Annotated in this window: 25 protein-coding genes; all 25 read left to right on the top strand. The window is 72.2% G+C overall.

Features of this window, described 5'->3' with window-relative positions:
• The first annotated feature begins 31 nt into the window (after window positions 1-31).
• Entirely contained in the window at window positions 32-1,504 is a 1,473-nt protein-coding gene (locus tag ACH4S7_RS05320; protein ID WP_398519705.1) for an SCO6880 family protein, read from the top strand.
• The gene (locus ACH4S7_RS05325; protein ID WP_398519706.1) at window positions 1,501-2,088 is read left to right on the top strand and encodes a hypothetical protein; all 588 of its coding nucleotides are present in this window, start codon (window positions 1,501-1,503) and stop codon (window positions 2,086-2,088) included. Before ACH4S7_RS05320 ends, ACH4S7_RS05325 begins: the two co-directional genes overlap by 4 nt.
• 67 nt (window positions 2,089-2,155) lie before the next feature.
• Window positions 2,156-2,608 (top strand): DUF6238 family protein, encoded by a 453-nt coding sequence (locus ACH4S7_RS05330; RefSeq protein WP_398519707.1) that lies wholly within the window; start codon window positions 2,156-2,158, stop codon window positions 2,606-2,608.
• Between the two features lie 29 nt (window positions 2,609-2,637).
• Window positions 2,638-4,152 carry a VirB4 family type IV secretion system protein gene (locus ACH4S7_RS05335; protein ID WP_398519708.1) on the top strand — a complete coding sequence of 505 codons (1,515 nt, stop codon included), beginning with the start codon at window positions 2,638-2,640 and terminating at the stop codon, window positions 4,150-4,152.
• A 42-nt stretch (window positions 4,153-4,194) separates the two neighbouring features.
• Entirely contained in the window at window positions 4,195-5,085 is an 891-nt protein-coding gene (locus ACH4S7_RS05340; RefSeq protein WP_398519709.1) for a ParB/RepB/Spo0J family partition protein, read from the top strand.
• On the top strand, window positions 5,082-5,585 hold the full coding sequence (locus ACH4S7_RS05345; RefSeq protein WP_398519710.1) for a hypothetical protein: 504 nt from the start codon (window positions 5,082-5,084) through the stop codon (window positions 5,583-5,585). Before ACH4S7_RS05340 ends, ACH4S7_RS05345 begins: the two co-directional genes overlap by 4 nt.
• Window positions 5,586-5,829: 244 nt before the next feature.
• Complete coding sequence (locus ACH4S7_RS05350) at window positions 5,830-6,279, top strand: hypothetical protein (protein WP_398519711.1); 450 nt, start codon at window positions 5,830-5,832, stop codon at window positions 6,277-6,279.
• A 46-nt stretch (window positions 6,280-6,325) separates the two neighbouring features.
• Complete coding sequence (locus tag ACH4S7_RS05355) at window positions 6,326-6,865, top strand: hypothetical protein (RefSeq protein WP_398519712.1); 540 nt, start codon at window positions 6,326-6,328, stop codon at window positions 6,863-6,865.
• Window positions 6,866-6,979: 114 nt separating this feature from the next.
• Window positions 6,980-7,786, top strand: coding sequence for a DUF317 domain-containing protein (locus ACH4S7_RS05360; protein ID WP_398519713.1), 807 nt, complete (start codon window positions 6,980-6,982; stop codon window positions 7,784-7,786).
• Between the two features lie 15 nt (window positions 7,787-7,801).
• The gene (locus ACH4S7_RS05365; RefSeq protein WP_398519714.1) at window positions 7,802-8,959 is read left to right on the top strand and encodes a hypothetical protein; all 1,158 of its coding nucleotides are present in this window, start codon (window positions 7,802-7,804) and stop codon (window positions 8,957-8,959) included.
• A 26-nt stretch (window positions 8,960-8,985) separates the two neighbouring features.
• Window positions 8,986-9,411 carry a hypothetical protein gene (locus tag ACH4S7_RS05370; protein WP_398519715.1) on the top strand — a complete coding sequence of 142 codons (426 nt, stop codon included), beginning with the start codon at window positions 8,986-8,988 and terminating at the stop codon, window positions 9,409-9,411.
• Window positions 9,412-9,703: 292 nt separating this feature from the next.
• Window positions 9,704-10,876, top strand: a complete 1,173-nt coding sequence (locus ACH4S7_RS05375; RefSeq protein ID WP_398519716.1) for an MFS transporter — start codon at window positions 9,704-9,706, stop codon at window positions 10,874-10,876.
• Window positions 10,877-10,991: 115 nt separating this feature from the next.
• Window positions 10,992-12,101, top strand: a complete 1,110-nt coding sequence (locus tag ACH4S7_RS05380) for a hypothetical protein (RefSeq protein ID WP_398519717.1) — start codon at window positions 10,992-10,994, stop codon at window positions 12,099-12,101.
• Between the two features lie 314 nt (window positions 12,102-12,415).
• A complete protein-coding gene (locus ACH4S7_RS05385) occupies window positions 12,416-12,637 on the top strand; it encodes a hypothetical protein (protein ID WP_398520035.1) in 222 nt (73 codons plus the stop codon).
• A 194-nt stretch (window positions 12,638-12,831) separates the two neighbouring features.
• Complete coding sequence (locus ACH4S7_RS05390; RefSeq protein WP_398520036.1) at window positions 12,832-13,971, top strand: AAA family ATPase; 1,140 nt, start codon at window positions 12,832-12,834, stop codon at window positions 13,969-13,971.
• Entirely contained in the window at window positions 13,968-15,767 is a 1,800-nt protein-coding gene (locus ACH4S7_RS05395; RefSeq protein ID WP_398519718.1) for a hypothetical protein, read from the top strand. The genes ACH4S7_RS05390 and ACH4S7_RS05395 overlap by 4 nt, the downstream gene beginning before the upstream one ends.
• Window positions 15,768-15,893: 126 nt before the next feature.
• Window positions 15,894-16,367 carry a hypothetical protein gene (locus ACH4S7_RS05400; RefSeq protein WP_398520037.1) on the top strand — a complete coding sequence of 158 codons (474 nt, stop codon included), beginning with the start codon at window positions 15,894-15,896 and terminating at the stop codon, window positions 16,365-16,367.
• 108 nt (window positions 16,368-16,475) lie between these two features.
• Window positions 16,476-16,895, top strand: a complete 420-nt coding sequence (locus ACH4S7_RS05405) for a hypothetical protein (RefSeq protein WP_398519719.1) — start codon at window positions 16,476-16,478, stop codon at window positions 16,893-16,895.
• Between the two features lie 121 nt (window positions 16,896-17,016).
• Window positions 17,017-17,466 (top strand): hypothetical protein, encoded by a 450-nt coding sequence (locus ACH4S7_RS05410; protein WP_398519720.1) that lies wholly within the window; start codon window positions 17,017-17,019, stop codon window positions 17,464-17,466.
• A gap of 31 nt (window positions 17,467-17,497) precedes the next feature.
• Window positions 17,498-18,193, top strand: coding sequence for a hypothetical protein (locus ACH4S7_RS05415; RefSeq protein WP_398519721.1), 696 nt, complete (start codon window positions 17,498-17,500; stop codon window positions 18,191-18,193).
• Window positions 18,194-18,218: 25 nt separating this feature from the next.
• Entirely contained in the window at window positions 18,219-18,971 is a 753-nt protein-coding gene (locus ACH4S7_RS05420; protein WP_398519722.1) for a hypothetical protein, read from the top strand.
• A 31-nt stretch (window positions 18,972-19,002) separates the two neighbouring features.
• Window positions 19,003-19,425, top strand: coding sequence for a hypothetical protein (locus ACH4S7_RS05425; RefSeq protein ID WP_398519723.1), 423 nt, complete (start codon window positions 19,003-19,005; stop codon window positions 19,423-19,425).
• A gap of 287 nt (window positions 19,426-19,712) precedes the next feature.
• A complete protein-coding gene (locus ACH4S7_RS05430; protein WP_398519724.1) occupies window positions 19,713-20,099 on the top strand; it encodes a hypothetical protein in 387 nt (128 codons plus the stop codon).
• Window positions 20,096-20,899 carry a DUF317 domain-containing protein gene (locus ACH4S7_RS05435; protein WP_398519725.1) on the top strand — a complete coding sequence of 268 codons (804 nt, stop codon included), beginning with the start codon at window positions 20,096-20,098 and terminating at the stop codon, window positions 20,897-20,899. The genes ACH4S7_RS05430 and ACH4S7_RS05435 overlap by 4 nt, the downstream gene beginning before the upstream one ends.
• A gap of 467 nt (window positions 20,900-21,366) precedes the next feature.
• Window positions 21,367-22,056, top strand: coding sequence for a hypothetical protein (locus tag ACH4S7_RS05440; RefSeq protein ID WP_398519726.1), 690 nt, complete (start codon window positions 21,367-21,369; stop codon window positions 22,054-22,056).
• The last annotated feature ends 8 nt before the right edge of the window (window positions 22,057-22,064 follow it).

The raw sequence follows: 22,064 nt of genomic DNA on the forward strand, positions 1-22,064 counted from the left end.
CCCCGGCCCGATTCGCCTGGACGGTTCCCCCTTGTCTGAACTCTCCGCATCCCCAGCACCGGTCACGGTGAAGTTTCCGCACCGCTCGCGGCGCGGCATCCTCCTGGGTCTGTCCCTGCCGCAGCTGACCCTGGTCTCCGCCGCGCTCGCCCTGCTGATGGTCACCGTCGTGTCCACCGGGCTGACCGGCGCCGTGGCCCTCACCCCTCTGTGGGGAGCGGTCGCAGCCCTCGTGTTCGTGAGGCGCAGCGGCCGGTCTCTCGTCGACTGGGCACCGATCGTCCTGCGCTACCTGTTCCGGCGGCGCTCCGGGCAGACGAAGTGGCTCGCCCGCCCTGTGTCCCGGCCCCGGCAGGACGGCGTCCTCCATCTCCCGGGCACAGCCGCTTCCCTGCGGGTCGTCACCCCCCACGGGTCCGAGGCCGCCGCCGTCCACGACCCGCACCGCCAGACGCTGACCGCCGTCGCCCGCATCTCCTCCCGGGCGTTCGCCCTGCTCGACCCCGCCTCGCAGAACTCCAACGTCGCCGGCTGGGGCAGAGCCCTGGCCAGCGTCTCCCGCACCGGGCACATCGCCGCCATCCAGGTGCTGGAACGCACCGTCCCGGACTCCGGCGACACCCTGACCCGGCACTGGGCCCAGCAGGGCCGTCCCGACACCCCGGTCGCCGGCCAGATCTACAGCGACCTGGTCGCCTCCGCCGGACCGGCCGCGGCACCCCACGAGTCCTACCTGGTGATCTCTCTCGACCTGAAGGCCGCCAAAAGGCTGGTCTCCCAGGCGGGCGGCGGGCTGCCGGGCGCGTTCACGGTTTTGGAGCAGACCACTTCCTCGGTCACCCAGGCCGTGCGCGGGGCGGGGCTGACCGTGTCCGGGTGGCTCACCGCCCCGGAGATCGCTGCGGTCATCCGTACCGCCTACGACCCGAAGGCCCTGTCCCGGCTGCAGCAGTGGTCGGAGAGCGGCCGGGCCGAAGCCGACCCGGAAGCCGCCGGCCCGGTCGTGCAGGTCGAGGAAGCGGACCGGGTGATCACCGACTCCGCCCGGCACGCCACCTTCTGGGTCGAGAACTGGCCCCGCACCGAGACCAGCGCCGGGTTCCTCCACGGGCTGATGTTCACCGCCGGTGTGCGGCGCAGCCTCTCCCTTATCTACGTGCCCAAGACGCTGGAAGCGGCGCTGCGCGATGTGCAGCGCACCAAGGCCACGATCATCGCGGACGCCGCTGAACGCCGACGGCGGGGCATGGTCGACTCCGAGGCCGACAGCATCGAGTACGCCGACGCCAAGCAGCGCGAACGGCAGCTGATCGCCGGGCACTCCGATGTCGACCTGACCGGGCTGATTACCGTCTCCGCACCGACCGACGCCCTGCTCGACGCGGCGTGCGCGACCATCGAGACCGCCGCCGGATCCGCCCAGGTCGACCTGCGGCGGCTTGATTTCCAGCAGCCGGACGCCTTCACCACCGCCGCCCTCCCCCTCGCCCGGATCGCTCTGTGACCAATCCGCCCCCCGATCTCGCCGACGAGATCCGCGCACTCCTCGGCCCGCTGCGGGAGATGCACCACCGTCACCAGGCCCGGCTCGACGAGCACCGCGCCGACGGGTACGTGGTCGAGGAGCGCTACCCGGAGTACGAGGAAGCCCGCCTGGAGACAGCGATCGAAGCCAGTGACACGCTCGACGCCGTCCGCAACCGGCTCGAACGCCTCGCCGCGGCGCATCCTCAGCACACGTTCACCCTCGCCTTCACCGGCCCCGGACATGTCGACGGAGCAAGTCCGTGGCTGTTCGCCGTCCACGGCACCGACCTCACCAGCGCGCACCAGGCTCTCCTCCAGCTGCCGTCCTTCCGGCAATGGGTGGCCGACACCCGCAGACCCGACGACGAGCCCGACGCCACCAGCAACGCCGTCTTCATCCCCGAGCAGAGCCACCCCGGTACGGCAGCACCGGGGACGTTCAACGACCTGCGGCACGAGCAGTCATGGTCGCTGCCGAGCGGCACCCCACCACGTGCCGCCTCCGGGCCACTGCCTCCGTCGCCCCGACCGCCCGGTGCGGAGCCGCGCCCCCGACGGTGAACGGCACTCCCCATCCGCCGCCACATGCCAGACCGCATCACGAGCCGCCCCGGCACCAAGGACCCTCTTGACCTCACCCCCCGACGCCTTCCCCTACCTGCGGGCCTCGACCGCCGGCCTGCGCCACCACTCCCGCGCGCTCAACGCCGAACGCCCCACCGCGCCCCGGGCGGCGGACCGCGCGCACCTGGACACCCTGCACGCCCATCTCACCGCGCTGCACCGGCTCCTGGACCAGTGCGCCGAACAGATCCGGCCCCCGCACCCCACCGCCGGGAGACATCTCGCCGCCGCGCACACCCGAATCTGGCAGGCCACCGCAGAAGTCCACGACGCCTTCCACACCCTCCCCAGCACCCCCGGCACCACCGGTTCGGACTGGGACCCGAAGGGCCTTCCGGAAGGTCCGCCGGTGCTGACCATCTGCCAGCGCCACCTCGCCGCCGGCCACGCCATCCGCCGCAAGACCACCCCCGCCGACCTCACCCCGCTCCACGGCCACCCCACCCGGGCCTCATGAGCGGACCACGCCGCCGAAACGAGCCTCCGATGAACCACCGGCCGTCCCGCCGCGCCCGCCGCGCCTCCGCTTCACCGCTGTTCACCCCGCACGGCACGGACCGCGCCGGCCGCAAGAAGGCCCGCCGCCAGCTCGCCGAAGCCACCGCCCAGGCCCGCGCCGCCGCCAACACCCACCTGGACGATTCGGCACCGGCCGAGGAAGAGATGCCCCGCCCGCTGTACGGGACGGGCGGACGACCCGGTCCTGCGTCCGCCCGCGGCAGCCGACTGCGGCTGCCCGCGCATCGCATGACCACCGCCACCGCCAGCGGCGCGTACCCGTTCCTGGCCGAGGGCGGGCTGGGGGCAGACGGAATCTACATCGGCCGCGACGTCCACGCCGAGGCGGCTTTCAGCTTCGACCCGTTCACCCTCTACGGGAAGATCGAGGGCTTCACCAACCCCAACGTGCTGCTCGCCGGGGTGATCGGACAGGGCAAGTCCGCGCTCGCCAAGTCCTTCGCCCTGCGGTCCGTCGCGTTCGGGTACCGCGTCTACGTCCCCTGCGACCCGAAGGGGGAATGGACGGCGGTGGCCACCGCGCTCGGCGGCACCTCCATCGCCCTGGGCCCCGGCCTCCCGGGCAAACTCAATCCCCTGGACGCCGCACCCCGCCCGGTCAGCGTGTCGGAGGCAGACTGGGCGACCGAGATCCGCAAGCGCCGCCTGCTGCTCCTCGGATCACTGGCAAGGACCGTCCTCGGCCGGGACCTGGCCCCGATGGAGCACACCGCCCTCGACGTCGCCCTCGACACCGTCGTCTCCCACGCCACCGCAACCGGACGGGCCCCGCTCCTCGGCGACATCGCCACCACCCTCAACAACCCGGGCCTCCTCGACATCGCGGGCGGCGCCCTGTCCGGACGGCTCGGCGACGCGGCCCGCGACCTCGCCCACGCACTCCGCAGGCTCGTGCACGGTGACCTCGCCGGCATGTTCGACGCCCCCTCGACCGTCGCCTTCGACCCCAACAGCCCGATGCTCACCATCGACCTGTCCCGCCTCGGCGGCTCCGGCGACGACACCGCCCTCGTCCTCGCCATGACCTGCGCCTCCGCCTGGATGGAGAGCGCCCTCACCGACCCGAACGGCGGCCGGCGCTGGATCGTCTACGACGAAGCCTGGCGCCTCATGCGCCACCCCGGCCTCCTCCAGCGCATGCAGGCCCAGTGGAAACTCTCCCGGGGACTGGGCATCGCGAACTTGATGGTGATTCACCGGCTGTCCGACCTGCTCACCGCCGGCGACGCCGGATCCCGCGGACGAGCCCTCGCCGAAGGACTTCTCGCCGACTGCTCCACCCGGATCATCTACCGCCAGGAGAACGACCAGCTCCAGGCAGCCGCCACCCTCCTCGGCCTCACCAGCGTCGAGACCCAGGCCGTCGCCCATCTCAACCGCGGACGCGGCCTGTGGCGGGTCGCCGGACGGTCCTTCATCGTTCAACATCTTCTGCACCCGCAGGAAGCCCAGCTCTTCGACACCGACGCCCGCATGCACTGAAAAGGCGCCGAGTTCACGAATCCCGGCGCACGGCCCCGTCGGTTGACGCACGTACTTGCCCGTCCCCTGCCTTCCGGATATTCCGAGGAGCTTCACATCGAATTCCACCCCACCGCTTCGCTTCTCCCCCTGCTCGACGAAGACGACCTGAGCGCTCTCGCCCACGACATCCGCGAGCACGGGCTGCTGCAGCCCATCGTCGTCGACCGCCACGGCCGGGTACTCGACGGACGCGGCCGGCTCGCCGCCTGCGAACAGGCCGGCACTGCACCGGCCTTCACCACCTACGACGGCGACGACCCCGACATCTACATCCTGTCCGTCAACCTCCGACGCCGCAGCCTCACCAAGGGTCAGGCCGCGATGATCACGGTCAAGGCCCGTTCCGTTTCGGAACAACACGGCCGTTCCGACCCGGAACACGAGCGGCGTTCCGAAACGGAACAGACGGCACGCTCCCTGGGAGAGCAGATCGGAGTCGCCGTGGCCGTGCTCGGACGGGCAAGCACCGTCCTGCAGCACGCGCCCGACCTCGTGGACCCGGTCATCGCCGGCGCCATGGGGCTGGACGAGGCATACGCCAGCGCCCGGGAGAACAAAGCCAAGGCCAACTCGGCCGAGGTCCAGCTCACCCGCCTGCGCGAAGCAGATCCAGAACTCGCCGACCGGGTCGTCGAAGGCCATCTGACCCTGGCCGGCGCATGGGCGGAGCACACCGCCCGGGTCGAGGAGGACAAGCGGGAGCGCCGCGTCGCCACCCGCCTGCTGGACGAGGTGGTCCCGGTGCTCGCGAAGGCCCGCGGCACCAGGACCTTCAGCCGCTACGACCCGGCCTTCGCCAGCGGTACCCCCATCACCCGCGAGACCATCGCACACGCCGTGACGGCGCTGGCGGAGATGGACCAGGTCTGGCAGGAGCGTGACCTTCCGTGACGTCCACCGCCGACAGCCGCCTCCAGCGCATCGTCGAGCAGAGCGCCGAGGCGCTCACCGACGCCGACGGCCGCTTCCACAAACGCCGTCTCACCGACGCGGTGCGCGTACAGCTCACCCGCGAAGACCTCGACCCCCACATCAGGGCCGCCGCGCTCGACCGGCTCGCTCAGAGCCTGGTCACCGGCTTCGGTGAACACCGCAACCCCCGCCGCAGACGCACCGGCGCTCTCTTCCATCCCCGCGATCTCGTCAAGCTGGGCACCGGCGTGTGGGTGTGGATGGACCGGGCCACCGACTCCGACCTGCTGGAATGGAGCCGGCTGTCGCGACGCAACCGGGCACGCGTCGACCTGGCGGACACCGAGGTCCAGGACTACGTCGACCAGCGCATCGACGCCTTCCGCGCCCACGCCGACGTCGTCTACCTCGGAGACCTGGAACGCCTGGCATTCGGCTGGACCGCCGACCAGGCCGACATCTGCGGGAGTTCGAGCTGAACACCGAGCTCTCGACGGCGTAAGGGACACCGCCGACCTGGACACCCAGATGACGAAAGGCGCGTCCAGGCCGACAGAGCCCTCTTGGTCCGGGACGCTGACCCAGCATGCGCCACGGTCACGTGCACCTGGCCACAGATGCGCCGCCGGCCCCGCGGCGCACACGTAGCTGGCCCGCTCCGTCGCCGCGATCCGACTTCTCCACCAACGACACCGTCGTCAGAACACTTGCGAGCTCACCTCCATGGAACCCCAGCCCTCCGCACCCGGCGCCCGTCCAGGAGCGGGCCCCGAAACAGCCGCCGGACCCGCCGACGACTACCTCCTCGCACTCCACCTGGACGCACTGACCGACCAGCTCAACGGCACCTCCTCCTACAGCGGCGCCGCCGTCTTCCTGAACCAGGTTCTGGAACCGAACCGCGGACTGCTGGAGAAACTGGCCGACTTCTTCGAGGCCGCAGCCGAGAAGGCGAGGGAAGCCGAGAGCGACGACGCCTTCGACCTGCACGACGACCTCACCGACGCCGCCGCGGACGTACGCCAGCTCGGCGAGCAGCTGCACTTCGCCGTCGATCAGATGCGTGACCTCAGCCTCCCGCACGCCCCCGGCCCGCAGGCGGGCACCGTTGCCCGGGCCTCCGTCGTCCCCCTTCCACCGCCGGTGCTCCCGCCGCCCGGCCGGACCCGCTGACCCATCCCCGGCGCCCCACTGTCTCGCCATCCCATCGGAGGACTGTTTGTCCCATCCCGACTTCGAGCTTTACGACAACGTCGGCCGCACCAGCGAGCAGATAGCCGCCGCCCGCTTCGGCATCGCCACCCGTGACGATCTGCTGCGCTGGGCCCGGCGCGACGCGGAGCCCTTCCTGGCCGACCACTCCGTGCCGGAAAGTCCCTTGCCGAGCCCGGACCTGGCCCCCTACCTCACGGCGCTCGCCGCCGCCGCGGCTCCCGCCGAGGCTCACGCCGTCACCGACCGGCTGCTGGACGCCGCCGAACCGGTACTTCGAGCCATGAGCGACTATCTCCTGGCCGCCGCCAAGTGGAACGGTCACCACCGCAGTGCCGCTCCCGGGTCACCGCCCCGTCTCCTGATGGAGGCGGCCGGCAGGAGCCTCTCCGTCATGGGCATCGCCGACGACGCGGGCATGGCGGCCCTGCGTGCCCACTACGACCCGGCACCCACGCCGGCCGCGCCGGACCGGGAGCAGGTCCCGCCGAGTCTCCCGCCCACCCCGCCGAACGCCGCACCCCCCGGCCCACGGCCTGGCCGGTAGGTCACTGCGCCGGACCGCGCCCTCTGGCTCGGTCCGGCGCCCCGCTTGAAGCCGCGCTCCGTCCACCGCCGCGGCCTGATGTCACCCGTCTCATGTGCCCGAAAGGCCGCCTCCATGTCCGCCCAGCAACCTCTTGCCCCCGACGAGCCGGTGCATTTCAGCCCCCGCTACCTCGCGGCCAGCCCGCCGGACCTGCACCGCCAGCACCTGGTGGCCTTCGCCCAGAACCACGCGTGGCCCGTCGCCGTGTATCCCTATGTCGTCAGCGCCACCAGCCCGTGCGAACGGATAACGATCCGCCACAGCCGGGCGGAGGAGGGACGGGGGCCGCACCTGACGATCACCGCCCGCACCGGCCACGGCGCGCCCGAAAGGTGGCGGGCCGATGTCGCCGGGGCCACGCCCGTGGAGTTCCTCGCCTCTCTCACCGAAACCGTCGCCCGCGGCCTGGAAGCCGACGCGGACCACCTGATCTACGGAATAGCGGGCGGCACCGAGCCGGACATGATCGAGCTGCATGTCGACGAACGGTGGGAACTGGCCGACGGGCTAGGACTGGTGGGAATGCAGTCCGTGGACGGGCTCGCCGCGATGATGGGCCGCCCACCCGGCTCCGACGGTCCGCTCCTCCAGGGCGACGAGGACATCGTCTGGCACATCTTCGCCGTCACCCCAGAACTCGGACCCCTGTGGGGCGTCTCCTTCACCCAGGAGGCGCCGCCGTTCGTCGTCAACGCCGTTCTGAACGACACCCTGAGTCCGGAGCCGCTCGTGCGGCCCGCCGCCCTCGCGCAGCATCCCGACCTCGCGCACCTGGTCACCACCCGCCGGATTCGTCCGCCTTCCGACCGGTCTCCGCGCAGCGGGCCCGGGCTTCCCCCGCGCACGCCCGGCTCCGCGCAGCAGCCGCACACCCGCTGACCACCAGGACCTCCTGTGCCCTCTCCATCCCTCCCCGCCCAGATCAGCCTCTGCGTCAGCGCACGTTCGGGGATCGTCGCCACCGCCGGCGGCGAGAAGTATCCCTGGGCCGAGACCGCCCTCAAGTTGGCCGGGTTCGCCCGCGACCGCGGAGGCGTCTACACACTTACCGACAGCGACCCGTCCGCCGCCCGCCGCGCACTCGCGCAGCTGGTCGTCACCGCCGACCGCCACCTGAGCGCGGTGACCACCAGCAGCCGCCCCTACATCGGCGACGTCGCCGACTCCATCGCCCGCCGTCTGCCCGGGACCTGGACCACGACGGTGGAGATCTACAGCCACCCGATCTGGCAGGAAGACCTCGTCCCCTGGCTCTGGGACACCGGCCCCCTCTCTGCAGCGGTGCGCACCGACCGGGTGCCCTATGCCGTTCAGTTCGGCAACGGCGAGGGCATCCATCTGCTCCTCGCCGAACGCCCCGGCCACACCCACGGATATCTGCTCGGCGCCCTCGCGCCCGAACCGTTCGACGACAACGAAGAAGAACCGAACACCCCGCTGGGCATCGTCCTCCCCCAGGCCCCCGACGCCGCCGCACAGGCGATCACCGATCAGTTCCTGCCCGCCTACCACCAGGCAATCCAGCACCGCCGGATCGACGCGGTCGAACACGCCCTCGCCCGCACCCGGGTGCTCGTCCAGGCACACCAGCCGGGCACCCACGTCGCCGGCCAGGAAACCGGCGTGCACGACGTCCCGGACGGCTCGGTGGCCGAACGCGCCTGGCACGAGTTCCGCGAGTTCCTCGTCCACGGCCCCCTCCTGTTCGCGCACCTTCTGCCCGAACAAGGTCCGCCCGCGGACCGCGCCGCGCTGGAACGGCTGCGCGGCGCCCTCGAAGCGGGGAGCGAACTCCTGCGTGACGACTGGCAGGCCGCCTATGAGGACCCGGCGCAGGCAGCCGCCATCATCCGCACCGAGCACGACTCGGAAACGAAGGCCCAGCGCAACCGTCTGGCACGGCCGGCGATCCGGACCTGGCTGGCCGACGGCGACGCCCTGACCCGGCAGGCCCGCGCCAGGCTCGACCGCCCCGGCGTCCGCGCCCTCGCTCTCCCCCCGATGACCCCACGGGCACTGCCGCCTCAGGCGAGCGCCGGCCTCCACCGCTGACCCCGACCGCAACGACCCGGAGACCTGTGGACCATCCCTCGCACTTCGTGTTCGGCACCCACCCCGAACACGGCTTCGCCGCCACCGCCACCGCCCACACCCCCATCCACCTCGCCGACTGGTACCTCACCCGCGAGCAGTTCGAACAGGTCCCCGGCACACCGGGCCTCTACCGGCTGACCCGCCCCGACCACGACGGCGCGCGCCGTACCCGCCAGGCCGTCCACGACCTGCGCGCCCGCGGCTTCGCCGTCTACGCCGACTACACCCTCGACCCGGCATCCGAACCCGATCTGCCGGAGCAGCTCGCCAACGCCCGGCAGACCCGGCTCGCCCGGGCGGCCACCACCCGCTCACCTCAACTGCGCACCACGGTGTCCCCGCCCCCTCTGCCGGTGGCCGCCCCGGTACCCGGCGGGGCGGCTGTCCGGCCAGTGGGGAGAAGCCGGTGACCGCCGACGTCCGGTCGCACTACGCAGTGGTCGGCCACCGCGTACGGCATGAGCATCCGCGGTGTTGTAAGCCTCCCTGCCGGCCTGCCGATAAAACGCCACCGCCACGGCGCACCGCGTGTTGAACCCCGGGCAGCACCACCGATCCCGCCTGGTCGGGTGACACCTCCTACTGACCGACCCGCACCGCAGGGGCACCTCCCGTCCCTTCCCGACCGAAAGCCCAGCACCTATCTCTCCGCCGCGCTCCGCCGACCAACCGCTCTCCACGCCTCCGCGCGGCCCCCTGCGGGTGGTCCTGGCCCGCCCCCATGTCGTCCGGCTGCTGACGGCCACGCTGGTCGGTCGGCTCCCCACCGTCATGGTGCCGATAGCGGTGATCCTGCTGATCACCACGGCCAGCGGCTCGCTCGCCACCGGCGGTCTGCTCGGCGCCGTCTACTCCCTGACCGCCGCTCTGTCCCAGCCGGTCAAGGGCAGGCTGCTGGACCGGTACGGGCCCGTGCGGGTCTCCGGACCCGGTGCCGTCCTGCACGCCGCAACCCTGCTCGCCCTCCCGCACGCCGCCGGCGCGCACCGAGCCGGCGCCGTGGCGGCAGTGGTGTTCGCCGCTCTGACCGCGCCCCCGCTGGAAGCGGGCCTTCGGGCTATGTGGCCCCGGATGCTGACCCAACCGGCAGAACGGCGGGCCGCCGTCCTTCTGGACAGCACGTGCTCCGGCCTCGTCTTCATCACCGGCCCCCTCCTCACCGGTGCCCTGGCCGCCGCGCACGGCCCCGACGCCGCACTTACCGTGGCCGCCGTCCTCGGGCTGGCCGGCGCGGCGGGCGTCCTCACCTCCGTCCCGGCACGGTCATGGCACCCGACCAGCCGCCCGGTACGGGCATCGGGACGACTGCTCACGGCGTGGCTCGGCGGCCTCGTCGCCGTCCTGACCGGAACGGGTCTGTCGACCGGCGCGATGAACGTGTGGGCCGTCCGACTCGCCGACGAGAACAGCGCCCCCGCCCTCACCGGACTGGTACCGGCCGTCTTCTCCCTCGGCGCCCTGGCCGGGAGCATCCTGCTCGCCCGCCGCCTCCACCGCGCAAGCGCCCGACGACACCTGGTCACCGGCTCGGCAGCGCTCCAAGCGGCCTGGTTCGTCCCGCTGCTCGCCGCGCACCACCACCCTGCGAGCGGTGTCACCGTGGCGGCGATGGCCGTGCCGGGGCTGTTCCACACCGTCGTCACCACCAGCGTCGTCCTCACGGTGCAGAGGCTGGCCCCGGCGGGACGACGGGCGGAAGCGTACGCGTGGCTGATCCTCGCCGGCGGCACCGGACACGCTCTGGGCACCGCCCTGGCAGGCGCTCTCTCCACGCACCCTCTCGGCGGACCCGTCCTTCCCGCGCTCGGCGCCGCACTCACCCTCGCCGCGGCCATCCGCACACCGGCGCACACCGCGCCGGGCGTACGCGCGTAGCCCTGCGCGGACCGTCCATCATCCACTGGCCCAGGAGGCACAGATCACCGATTCGCCCCAGCCGTCCGCGAGCGCGGTCGGCCGAGCTCGCGACTTCGCCCTGCGGTTCTCGGTCGTGCACTTGCGCTGCGAGACCGTTCTCGACGGCCTGCGCAACCGGCACGGAACCATCATCGACGCCCGCGCCGCCGCCGAGGCGGTCGCGGAACGCAACCAGGCCGCCGCCGAGATATACCGGACCACCCTCCTGCAGCACGCCGGGACACTGCTCACGGCGGCACGCGGCGCACTGGACAGCCTGCCGCCCGCCCGGCACCACGCCGGATGGGCCGCGCGACTTGACAACCTTGAGCACGCGGCCGACCAGATCCAGCAGATCCTCTCCGAGGCAGCCCACGAGCCGGACAACGAGACCGCCCACACCACGCAGCAGGCCATGTGGCCCCATCTCGTGACATGGGCCGAGCACGCGGGCACCGCCCGCGACCTGGCCGACCTGCAGCACACCCCGACGACCACCGAGCTGCCCGGCGACGAACTGCGGAAGTGGACGCACCTGGCCCGGGCGGCGCGGTCCTCCGGCCGCCTCACCCCGTATGAGTCCTGGTACGACGCCGAGCAGCGGCTCATCACCATCGCCGTCCTCCAGCACGAAGACGAGACGTTCACTGCGGTGGCCCTCGCGGGAGACCTCGACAGCCCGGACGTACAGGTCCTGGGGCACTACGAGGACGAGATGGAGGCCATCGACGCGAGCCCTCCCCCCGTTCCGCCCGGAGTGCTGCACCCCAACGCCTCCCCGTACGCGGAGCGTGCCCACTGTGCGGAAGTGAGCTTCCAGGTCCTGATCCAGGACGTCCGCGAGGCACGCCGTGCATCGGATGTGGCAGAGGCGATCGAGACAGCAGTCGACCGCTACGGGCTCACCCGCGGCCAGCTGATCCGCCTGGAGGAGTTCGTCAGCGTCTGCGCGGAGTTCGCCCAGGCCCTGGGGACCCAGCACGCTCAGCGCGTGGCCGGACGGCTCGGCGCACTGTCCCGGCAGTTCGCCGTTCTCACCGCCGAACTCAGGGACGCCGGCGACGACCTGAGCTCGACCGTGGCCGTGCTGCCGCCCCACCGGACCCCGCTCGCCCACCGTCCCCCCGGCACCGGCCACCCGGCCATCCCCACAACCCTCCCCGGCACGGCACCGCTCGCCACGACGCCCGCGCACCGCCGCTGATCCCCACCGTCAAGGCATCAGCGACTCGTGACGCGGCACCGCACTCCAACTCTTCGTTCCCCTTCAGAGGGTCACTTGGCTGTTGTCGGTACAACCGGCTATCAGAATGTGCGGAAAGGCGAGTCAGGTAGCTGCGGGGCAGTGAGGCCCGCCCTGGAGCATGTCGGCAGTCACTGCCCATCGTTCGTGGTCCAGCCACGCACCGTTGATGTGCTGGAAGCTCCGGGCCCGCCCCGCCCTCGCCCAACACCCCACCGCTTTCCGCCACCACCGATAGGAGATCCGCCTTGCCCGAAGCACCAGCAGAGCCGTTCATGACGATCCGGCACACCATCACCGGCGAGATCACCACCACCGGCTACAACGCCGCCGCCCGGCGGATCCTGCTCCAGGACGGCTTCGAAGAGACGCCAGGCTGCGCGTGCCGAGCGTCGGAACCCGGTACGGAGCGGACGCACGGGTCTGCTCGGCAGCCGGCGAGCTGCTCGTCGCCGGTCATCCCCTGCACCTGCACCGAGCCCGCGGTCGGCCGGTGAGCGCGGACGGTACGCCCCGGTTGGCCCGGTCGCCGTTGTCGGCACAGTCCGTGATCCGCTCCGAGAGCGGCCAGCCTCTCCAGTGCATCGCCAACCCCGCCCGCACCCGCATCTGCTGAAGGGACTTCGTTTTGACCACACCCGGAAAGCCTGCCAGTCCGGCGCGTACCAAGGGCGGCGAGCTGCGGGCCAAGGTGGCCCGGCTGTTGGCCGACCGGCCGGCGGACACGCTCACGATCGGGGAGATGGCCCGGCAGCTGGGCCATTCCCACGGCGCTGTCCGCAACGCCGCCCTCACCCTGGTGCGGCGCGGTGAGGCCGACCAAGGCGGTACCGGGCAGCCGGAGTTCCGCGCGAACGCGAAGACCGCCGCAGCCGCGCAGAGCGCTGTGATCAGCCCACCGGGCACCCACGCTCCCCGCGCCCAGGCGGCCACGGCCCGCACGACCATTCCCGCAGCAGCCAAGCCGAAGCAGACCGGTCCGATCCGCCGCGCGGGGGGCCAGCTCTACCACCCCCGGGAGCTGGCCGATCTGCCCGACGTCGAGGCGTTGAATCGCCTGCGCGACGCCGATGTGCCGGTGCTGCTCTACGGCCCTCCGGGCACCGGCAAGACATCGCTGGTGGAGGCGGCGTTCCCGGACCTGCTCACCGTCGCCGGTGACGGCGACACCACGGTCGGCGACTTGATCGGCGAGTACACACAGGCCGACGGCGGAGGCTATGTTTTCCAGTACGGTCCGCTGGTCACCGCGATGACCGAGGGCCGTGCCCTGCTGATCGACGATGCCACCTTGATCTCACCGAAGGTCCTGGCGGCGCTGTATCCCGCGATGGACGGGCGCAGGCAGATCCAGGTCAAGGCCCACAAGGGCGAGACCGTCAAGGCCGAGCCGGGCTTCTACGTGGTGGCGGGCCACAATCCCGGCGTCCACGGGGCGGTGTTGACGGAGGCGCTGTCGTCCCGGTTCAGCGTGCAGATCCAGGTCGGCACGGACTATGACCTCGCCCTCGCGCTGAGGATCGATGCACGGGTGGTCCGGGTCGCCCGGCACCTCGCGCGCCAGGTCGAACTCGGTGAGCTGGGCTGGGCCCCCCAGCTGCGGGAGCTGCTCAGCTACCAGAAGACCGAGGCCGTCCTCGGCACCAGGGCCGCGCTCGCGAACCTGGTCGGCATCGCTCCTGTGGAGGATCGCGACGCCGTCGCCGCCGCCGTCATCAAGGCCGCCGGCGTCAAACAGGTCGCGCCGCTCACCCTCGGCAAGCAGCTCCCCGCCTCGGCCGCCCGGCAGCCCCCGAGCATCGGCTCCGCGCACCGGGGCCGCTCGCGATGAGCGCCCACCACCACGTCCAGCCCCCCACCACTACACCAGACGACGACGCCGACCTCGCGCGCTGGGACGACGACGGCGCCCCGCCCGCGCAACCCCGTTCCTCCCCCAACGCGTGGCTACGGGTGGGAGCCGAACTCGGCGACCGGCTGGTCGCCCTCTCCGGCCGCCAGGACCTCCTCGTCACCTGCCGCCCCGGCACGCGCAGCGGCGCACCGGCCGCGTTCTTCCCCGCTCTGGGCGAGGTCGAGTTCGACGCCGGCCTGTTCGCCCCGCTGAAGCCCCACGAGATCCATCCGCGGATCGTGGGCGACGAGGAGCGGTATCCCGCCGCGTGGGGAGTGTTCGTCCACGAGGCCGCGCACGCGGCCCACTCCGTCTGGACGGCGCCTGCCGGAGCGGACCCCCGTGTTGTCGAGGCCGCGCTCCTGCTGGAGGAGAGCCGTGTCGAAGGCGCACACCTGGCCAGGCGGCCCACGGATCGCACGTACCTGCGCACCAGTGCCCGAACGCTGGTGATGCCCGACATCGCCCACCCCACCCTCCAGGGCATCGAGCACGCCGCATCCGTTGCGGCCCTGATCCTCGGCCGCCGTGACGTCGGCATCCTGGACGCCGGCGAGACCCGGGCCGTCGCCGATCTGTGCGAAAAGGTGCTGGGCGCGCCCCTGCTGGCCACCCTCACCCGCATCTGGACCGCAGCCCACCAGTGCGCCGACCACGACGCCACGACCATGCTCGCGCACGCGAAAGAATGGTGCGACGCTCTGGACACCGCGGCCCCCGCCCTGCCCGTGCCGGAAAACCTCACCGATCTGCTGTCCGGCGCCGTGGGAGTCGTCATGGACAGCACGGCCGCCACCGACGCCGCCGACCTCGCGGCACAGGCCGCAGCAACCGATGCCATGGCCGCGCAGTCCAAGGCGCAGGCTCAGGACCGCGCCCAGCGGGCCGGCCGGCGACGCAAAGCCGCCGCCACCGCCAAGAGCGTCTTCAACACCCGTGGCACCACCGTCACCCCCGACGGCACACCGGCGCCCTACAACAACCCGGTCACCGGCACCCGCAGGCCCACCGCCGCCGAGCAGAGTGCCGCCGCGCGCCTGAGCCGCGCCCTGCGCGCCGCCGCCTACCGCGAGCGGACCGAGGAGCGGACCACCAGCCCCACCCCGCCCGGCCGCCTCAACATGCGCGCGGCCCTCGCCCGCGACGCCCAGCGCGCGGCCGGGTCGGTCCCCACCGCCCAACCGTTCACCCACACCCGCCGCCGGAACTCCCCCACCCCACCACTGCGTGTGGGTATCGCCGTCGACGTCTCCGGCTCCATGCGTGCCGCCTGCGCACCCGTCGCCTCCGCCGCCTGGATCGTGGCACGCGCAGCAGCCCTGACCGACCCCGACTCCCTCACCGCCACCATCGCCTTCGACACGCACCTCACCGCACTGACCCGACCCACCCACCGAGCACCAGAACGCGTGACGACGTTCAACGCCAACGGCGGCCACCACAACCTCGGCAACGCCATCGACGCACTCGACCACGGCCTCGAACTCAGCCGCCCCGGCACCGGCCGCCTCCTCGTGATCGTCACCGACGCCCGGTACAACAGCGACGAAACCGCTCAAGCCGTCACCCGCGTCAAGCACCTCACGACCGCCGGCTGCGCCGTACTCCAGCTCACCCTCACCGCGCAGTCCCGCCACTTGCCGGGGACCACCCTGCTGCACCTGCCCCAGCCCTCCAGCGCTCCCGCCGCCATCGCCACGGCGGCCACAGACGCCATCCGCAGGACACGCTGAAACGACGCAGGCCGCCACCCCAACCGCCCACGAAAGGCACTCGATTTGAAGCCCCAGACCAGCAGCCCGACCCCGAACGTAACCCCCATCAAACGGAATTCACCGGGGGTTCCGACTTCCTGGGACATCGTCCACGCCTGTGGGCACGCATGGACTCACGACCTCTCCTCCCGCGCCGCAGACCGGCGCGGGTCCTTCGCCCGCTGGCTCAGCGGCCGGGACTGCACCGACTGCTGGAAGGCCGCACGCGACAGCGACACGGCCGGCCGGGAGGAATGGCTCGCCGCCAAGCGCGCCGAAGAGCAGGAAGCCGCCACCGCGTGGGCACGACAGTTCGACATGCCGCCCCTCGAAGGCCCCGAGAAGGCCCTGGCGTGGGGCGAGCGCTCCCGCCACCAGCTGGTGACCGCCGCCCACACCGCCCTGGTCGCTGAAGGCACCTGGGACGACGTGGACTGGGCCGCCCTGGAGGAGAAGACCCGCAGCATCTCGCGGGCCGGATGGTGGATTGACCAGCGCGACGCCGACGGCGCTGACCTGCCGGAACTCCTCGACGCCGCGTCCGACGCCGATCGCGGTACGGAGAACCCGTACCGGTAGGCGCGGTGCCTTATAGCCGATGATGCCCGGTTCGTGAAACCGGGGATTCTGCGGATTCTTGAATCCTCCCCACCGCCACCCGCGCATCGTGGAAGGAAGGACTCCGCCGTGCCCCACGCCTCCCGCCCGCCGTACGTCCCCGACGACATCCTCACCCCTCACCGGGACATCACCCACGCCCATTTCCGGCCCGGCGACCGGGTCGTGGTCCTCAAGGGGACTGCCGGTGGTGAGCTGTGGGGGGAGGCAATGTCGGTCGTGACCCCCTCCTGGCACACTTCCACGGACGAGGACGGGTGGCGGCTGCGCAACCCGTCCGGCGGGCGGCAGACCTACGTCACCGCGCACCCGCGGTACATGGTTCACCTCTCGCGCCGGTGTCCGGACTGCCTGATCCACCTGCGGGCAATGGAGGACTATCTCCTCCCGAAGCTGGTCTCGGCGGACGGGCCGGTGGACTGCGGCTGGTACTCGGTCACCGTGCTCAACCAGCTCGTCCACATCGACGATGCCCGGGGCGGGCAGTGATCCCCCGTCTGTGGCAGCGGAGACTGCTCGCCACCGGCGCTCTCGAACAGGCGCTGGGTCGTCCTGTTGTCGCTGGATCGCCGTCCAGGCCCAGCCGGGCCGCCTTGACCTCCTGGCCAACTTGATCCGCCTCGACGGCACCTGGCAGCCACAGGCGACCCAGCTCCCGCAGCATCTCGCGGTGGAGACCCGCCGCATCGAAGCCGACTTCCGGCTCCAGAGTCCCCATCGCCCCCACGAGCCGGAGCCGGCCCCGGGCTCACCAGTGAACGTGGCGAGCGCGGAGGTGCAGATCGGTCTGGTGCTCCGCCAGCTCGCCGACGAGAGAAGCGGCCCGATCGCGGTCGTGCGCGGGTTCGTTGAACACGCGGCACTCCGTCTCGCCGGCATTCCCGGGACGTACGGGTCGGAGGCCGGGCAGCGTCTGGAGCTGACCGCGCGCCGTCTCCACGCCCTCCAGCGGGACCTCGACGTCACCGCCTCCACCCTGAGCCGCACGGGCCGAACCACTCTCCCGTCTCCTGGCGTCGCCGCCGACCCGCCGACATCTCCGGCTTATCGCTCACGCTGACTCTCCACGAACAGAGAACCCATCCTTGTCTTTGGCCAACCGATTTCTGACCCTTCAGCGGGACGAACACTCCTGTGAAGTCCTCGCACGGGGAGGCGACCCGGAAGCCCACGGCATCCTGGAGCGCTCGGGCTTCGTGCCCGTCGTGCGCACCCATGAGCTGTACCACCGGCTGCCCACCGGCCTCACCCCCAACGAGGAGACCCGGCTCGCCATCCGGGCCGTGGCCCGCCTCCGCTCCGCCGGCCACCCCCTCCAGTGCGATGAGGACTTCGACACCGAGGCCCGCCTGGTACGCGATCTGCCGCTCGGCGCCCAGGTCGCGAACCTCGCCGACGGCATCCGCGCGGCGACCACCAGCGACGAGGTCGCCGACATCCTCGCCGAGGTGACCGCGGCGTACGACGGCGTCCTCGCCGGACTCGCCGATGTCATCGCCGCCACGGCCGACTTCCACCAGGACCTCGGCGGCCCCGCGGACGCACCGATGGCGGAGCGGCTTCGCTACCTCGCCGCCCACGGGCTCAGCGCCGTCGCCGCCGACCTGCGCGGCATCCGCACCGACCTCGCCGACCGCCGCACCGACCACCCCACGCGTTCGGTGTGCAGCGGCGAGGTCCCGCCCAGCGAGCGTGAAGCCTCCGCCGTCTGCGCCTGCCCACCCCCTCCCCCGCCGTCACGCGTCCCGCCCGCAACCGCTCCGGCCGCGGCCGGCCGCCGTCGCTGAACCGCCCCATCGCTTGAGGAGCCCCTTGCCCGACACCCCTGACATGCACGACCTGGAGTCGTTCGCCATCGCCCTCGCCGACGAACTCCCCGGCGCCTGGCGCAGCGACTACCACCAGCACACCGACTATCCGGAGCAGTTCTCCCACGCCGAGGAGGTATGGGACATGAACCTCGTCTCCGGCGCCGTCGCCGCCGCGGTGCTGGGGCAGGACGCGGTGCTGACCCGCGACGACGGGACACGGCTGTATGTGATCGGCCGCCCCGGCGCCGAGGAGGAGTTCCTCGTCGGCGCCATGGCCCCGCCCAACATCGCCCCCGAGGCGTTCCGCGGGGTGCGCGAGCCGGACGGGATCGCCGTTCCCGACGACCCGTCCCGCGCGGCGGAGGACATCACCGTCGACCTGCTGCCCCGCTACGACAAGGCCCTCACCCAGGTCCAGCACAACGCCGCACACCCGGCGCCCGCCACGGCACCGGTGCCTGTCCGGGAGGCGGTGACCATGACATGGCTCGGCGAAGGACTGCTCGCCGCGAAACCCGAGAGCCAGAAGGCCGCAGCCGTCCTGCACGAGAACGGCTTCGTCTGGGACCCGGCGGAGAAGGCGTTCGTCCTGTCCGGTGACGACACCGCCCACCAGGCACGGGCCGTCCGGGCAGCCGGTGCGCAACTGACCACGCTGGGCATCGGCACCGAGATGCGCCATCCGCCGAACCGACCCGCCCCCACCACCGCCGCTTCGCCGGCCCCGACCGCGGCGAGGGCTCTCCGGCGCTGACCCGCACACCCAGTTATGGAGGTCCCGTTCCTTGGGCAACCGCGCCGACGAATCCGGCTCCGACGTAGAGATCTACCGCAAGGCCCTGAGCACCACCATCCACGCCGACACCGCCACAGGCGCCCCGGAACAGCTTTTGGCCCTGCTCGACAAACTCGGCCTGCAACGTCAGACGCCGGCCACCGCAGGCCCCGCCTATGTGTGGCACGAGGCACCCGCGGACCTTGCCGAGGCCGAGCAGAAGCGTGTCGCCACCCGGGCCGTCCCCACCCTCCTCATGGCGGGATACGTCGTCAACATCACCGACGACATCTTCGACCCAGCCGCCTATCGGGAGGCCGTGGCGGAGTACCGGAGCCGCGGCGTCGCCCCGGCGGGCACGGCACCCGCCCCCTCACCGGTAGCCGCACCGACGCCGACTGCTGGCGGACCCCGTCCGGGCCGTACCGCCTGAACCACCGGCCGGGCCCCGCCCTTGCGGCAGGGCCCGGCCCCCAACCGCACGCACATTTCTTCCTGGAGTCCTGGCAATCCCCGACCGCACGCCCCCGTCCATCAGCACGTTCCGGCCGCCCCGGCTGGCCGTCTTCCTCGTCCGCCGCTACCTGCGCGCCTGTACCCCCATCAGCCGCAGACGACCGCATCCGCTCGCCCCGGCCGACTGGGCCGCCCTCCACGAAACCCGGCGCGGCCAGCACCTTTGAGCGCCTGCCCCGCCCTTCTTCTGTGTCCGGGAGGACCATGACCGACTCCACCTACCACATTCGCCTCGCCGGGGAGATCGCCCGGCACATTGACCAGCTCGCCGGACACCTCGCCCAGGCCCAGCCCACCGAGGCCGCCCAGATCATCGGAGCGGTCCTCGATCCGGACGACGGCGTCCTGGCCCGGATCACCACCCTGGTGGCCACCGCCTCGCACTACGCGAAGGACCACACCGAGAACAGGGTGTTCCCGCCCGGGGTGTGGCTCGCTCTCGGCCGCGCAGCGAACGAACTCCATGACGTGGGTCTGGACCTCGACGAACACGCGGACACGTTCCGGCAGCTCGCCCGGCGAACGGCGGACGGCAGTACGGCCTCACCCCCGAAGCCCGCCACGGGTCCGCCCCCGGGGAGGGGCCGGTGAGCAAGCAGTTCTGGGACGAGTGGAACGCCCGGCCCCAGCAGCACTACCTCATCGAGCCCCGGTACCTGGCCGGCGGCGGTGACCTGCGGCATGTGACCGAGTTCCTGCGCGCCTCCGGGTGGAAAGACCTTTCCAAGCCGGGCGGGCCGATCGTCTTCGACAGCCCCGACAAGAGTGTCCGTCTCGGCTTCGACCCGCTCGTTCAGCCCGGTGGCTGGACCGTCCGGGGCAAGGCGAGCGGTCACCAGGAAGCCTGGCACGCCACCCTCGGTCTCCAGACCCCCGCGGAGATCGTCGCCGGGTTCACCGACGCCCTCACCCGGCCGCGCTCCGCCCACGCCCCCAACCCGTGGGCGCCCCTGGAACGCCAGGGGTGGCAGGCACAGCCCGGGCCTCACGTCACCGCTGTCAGCCCCGACAAGAACACCTGGTTGCAGTTCCACCAGTCCGCGCCCGCACAGGCACACTGGTGGGCCTCGGCCCGTACCGAGCACGGCACGGCGTGGCAAGCGGCCTTCAGCCCCACCACCCCGATGCACCTCGTCGAGTCGTTCAGCGCGGCGCTGGCCGACCCGAAGCCGGTGATGCGACCTCGCGGGATGTTCCCGCCCAGCAACCGGATCCGCACCACATCCGTATCGGTCCTACCCGCTGAACTGACCGCCTGGCAGCAGGCCCGCATCACCGCCGCACGCGCCGCCGCCTGGGCCCGCAGCAACTGGTCCAGCGCCCGCCCCCGCATGACCACACCTGCCACATCCCCGTACTCGCATGCCGGACAGGCCCACGCGCGCCGCTGAGCCCCGCCTCGCCGCAACGGGACCACGGCGTGCCGAACGCCGCCCACTGTCATGTGACGCACACGGTCTCCACCGTCACCCCGGTCGAGTGCCGGCAGGCCCACCCGTCCTGTCCGCGCACCGCGCAAGGCCCCAGGTCCCGAGTCCGGAATCCCGCACTTCCCCCACCGCCGGGGCACACCGGGTAGGCCCGGCACAGCCGCTGACCACCCCGGCCGACCCCACCGTGCCCAGCCCCGCCAAGTACCCGCAACCTCATCCGGAGCCGTTCCATCCCTGACCTCACCCCGGCCCCGACCGCGCCGTCCCGGCTGCGCCGCCTGGCCAGATTCCTGATCCGCCGCTCCTCTCGTCCCGCCCCGCCAGCCGCTCGCGAACGCCGCGATCCCCCGGCCATCCCCACTTACTGGGGGCCGCTCTTCGAGACGCATCGCCGCCAGAACTCCTGACGCCCCGCCCGGACCGCCGTGGAGGATCTCCCCCGTTCCGCCCCGGTCACCAGCACCGGGGCGGGGCGGTCAAGCCCCGAAGGAACGACCATCGACCCGATCACCCAGCCCGACGTCCATCTCGCCCGGCTCGACCGCTTCCTCCGCCAGGCAGAGGCGATCATGACCGCGTTCGAGCACGATCCCGCACAGCAGCAGGACAGCGACGGCTGGCCGAAGGACGGCGAGGCGTACGGCTGGGCCGCCCACCGCCGCGACCGCACCCTGTGGGAAGCGTTCCGGCCGCTCCGCGAACATGCCGGTGCGATGCTCGCCACCGCCGCCGCCCAGCTCAACCAGCTCCCCGACGTGTCTCGCGGCGCGTGGGAGTCCAGAATCACCGCTCTGTCCCAGGCGGCCGAAAGCCTGACCTCGGAGCACGACCGCGCCATCGACCGGCTGCGGGACCATCTGGTGAAGGGCGACGCCGGGGTGGCCACCGTCGACTATGTGCTCACCGAGTTCTACGACGAAGCCTGGCCCGCGCTCGACACCTGGGCCGCCGGCGCCAGCGCGGTCATCGAACTCAACGCCGCCGTCAATCCCCAGGCCACGGCCGAACGCCAGCGTACCGGCACCCGTTCCGCAGCTCGCGGCTCCTCCAGCGGCACCGTCGCGACGGCACCCGCGCCCGGGCCGGGCCCGGCCCGGCGGGGAGGCCACCGGTGACCCCGCCC

It is taken from the genome of Streptomyces sp. NPDC020965, from assembly GCF_044333555.1.
In the GTDB taxonomy this organism is placed as follows: domain Bacteria; phylum Actinomycetota; class Actinomycetes; order Streptomycetales; family Streptomycetaceae; genus Streptomyces.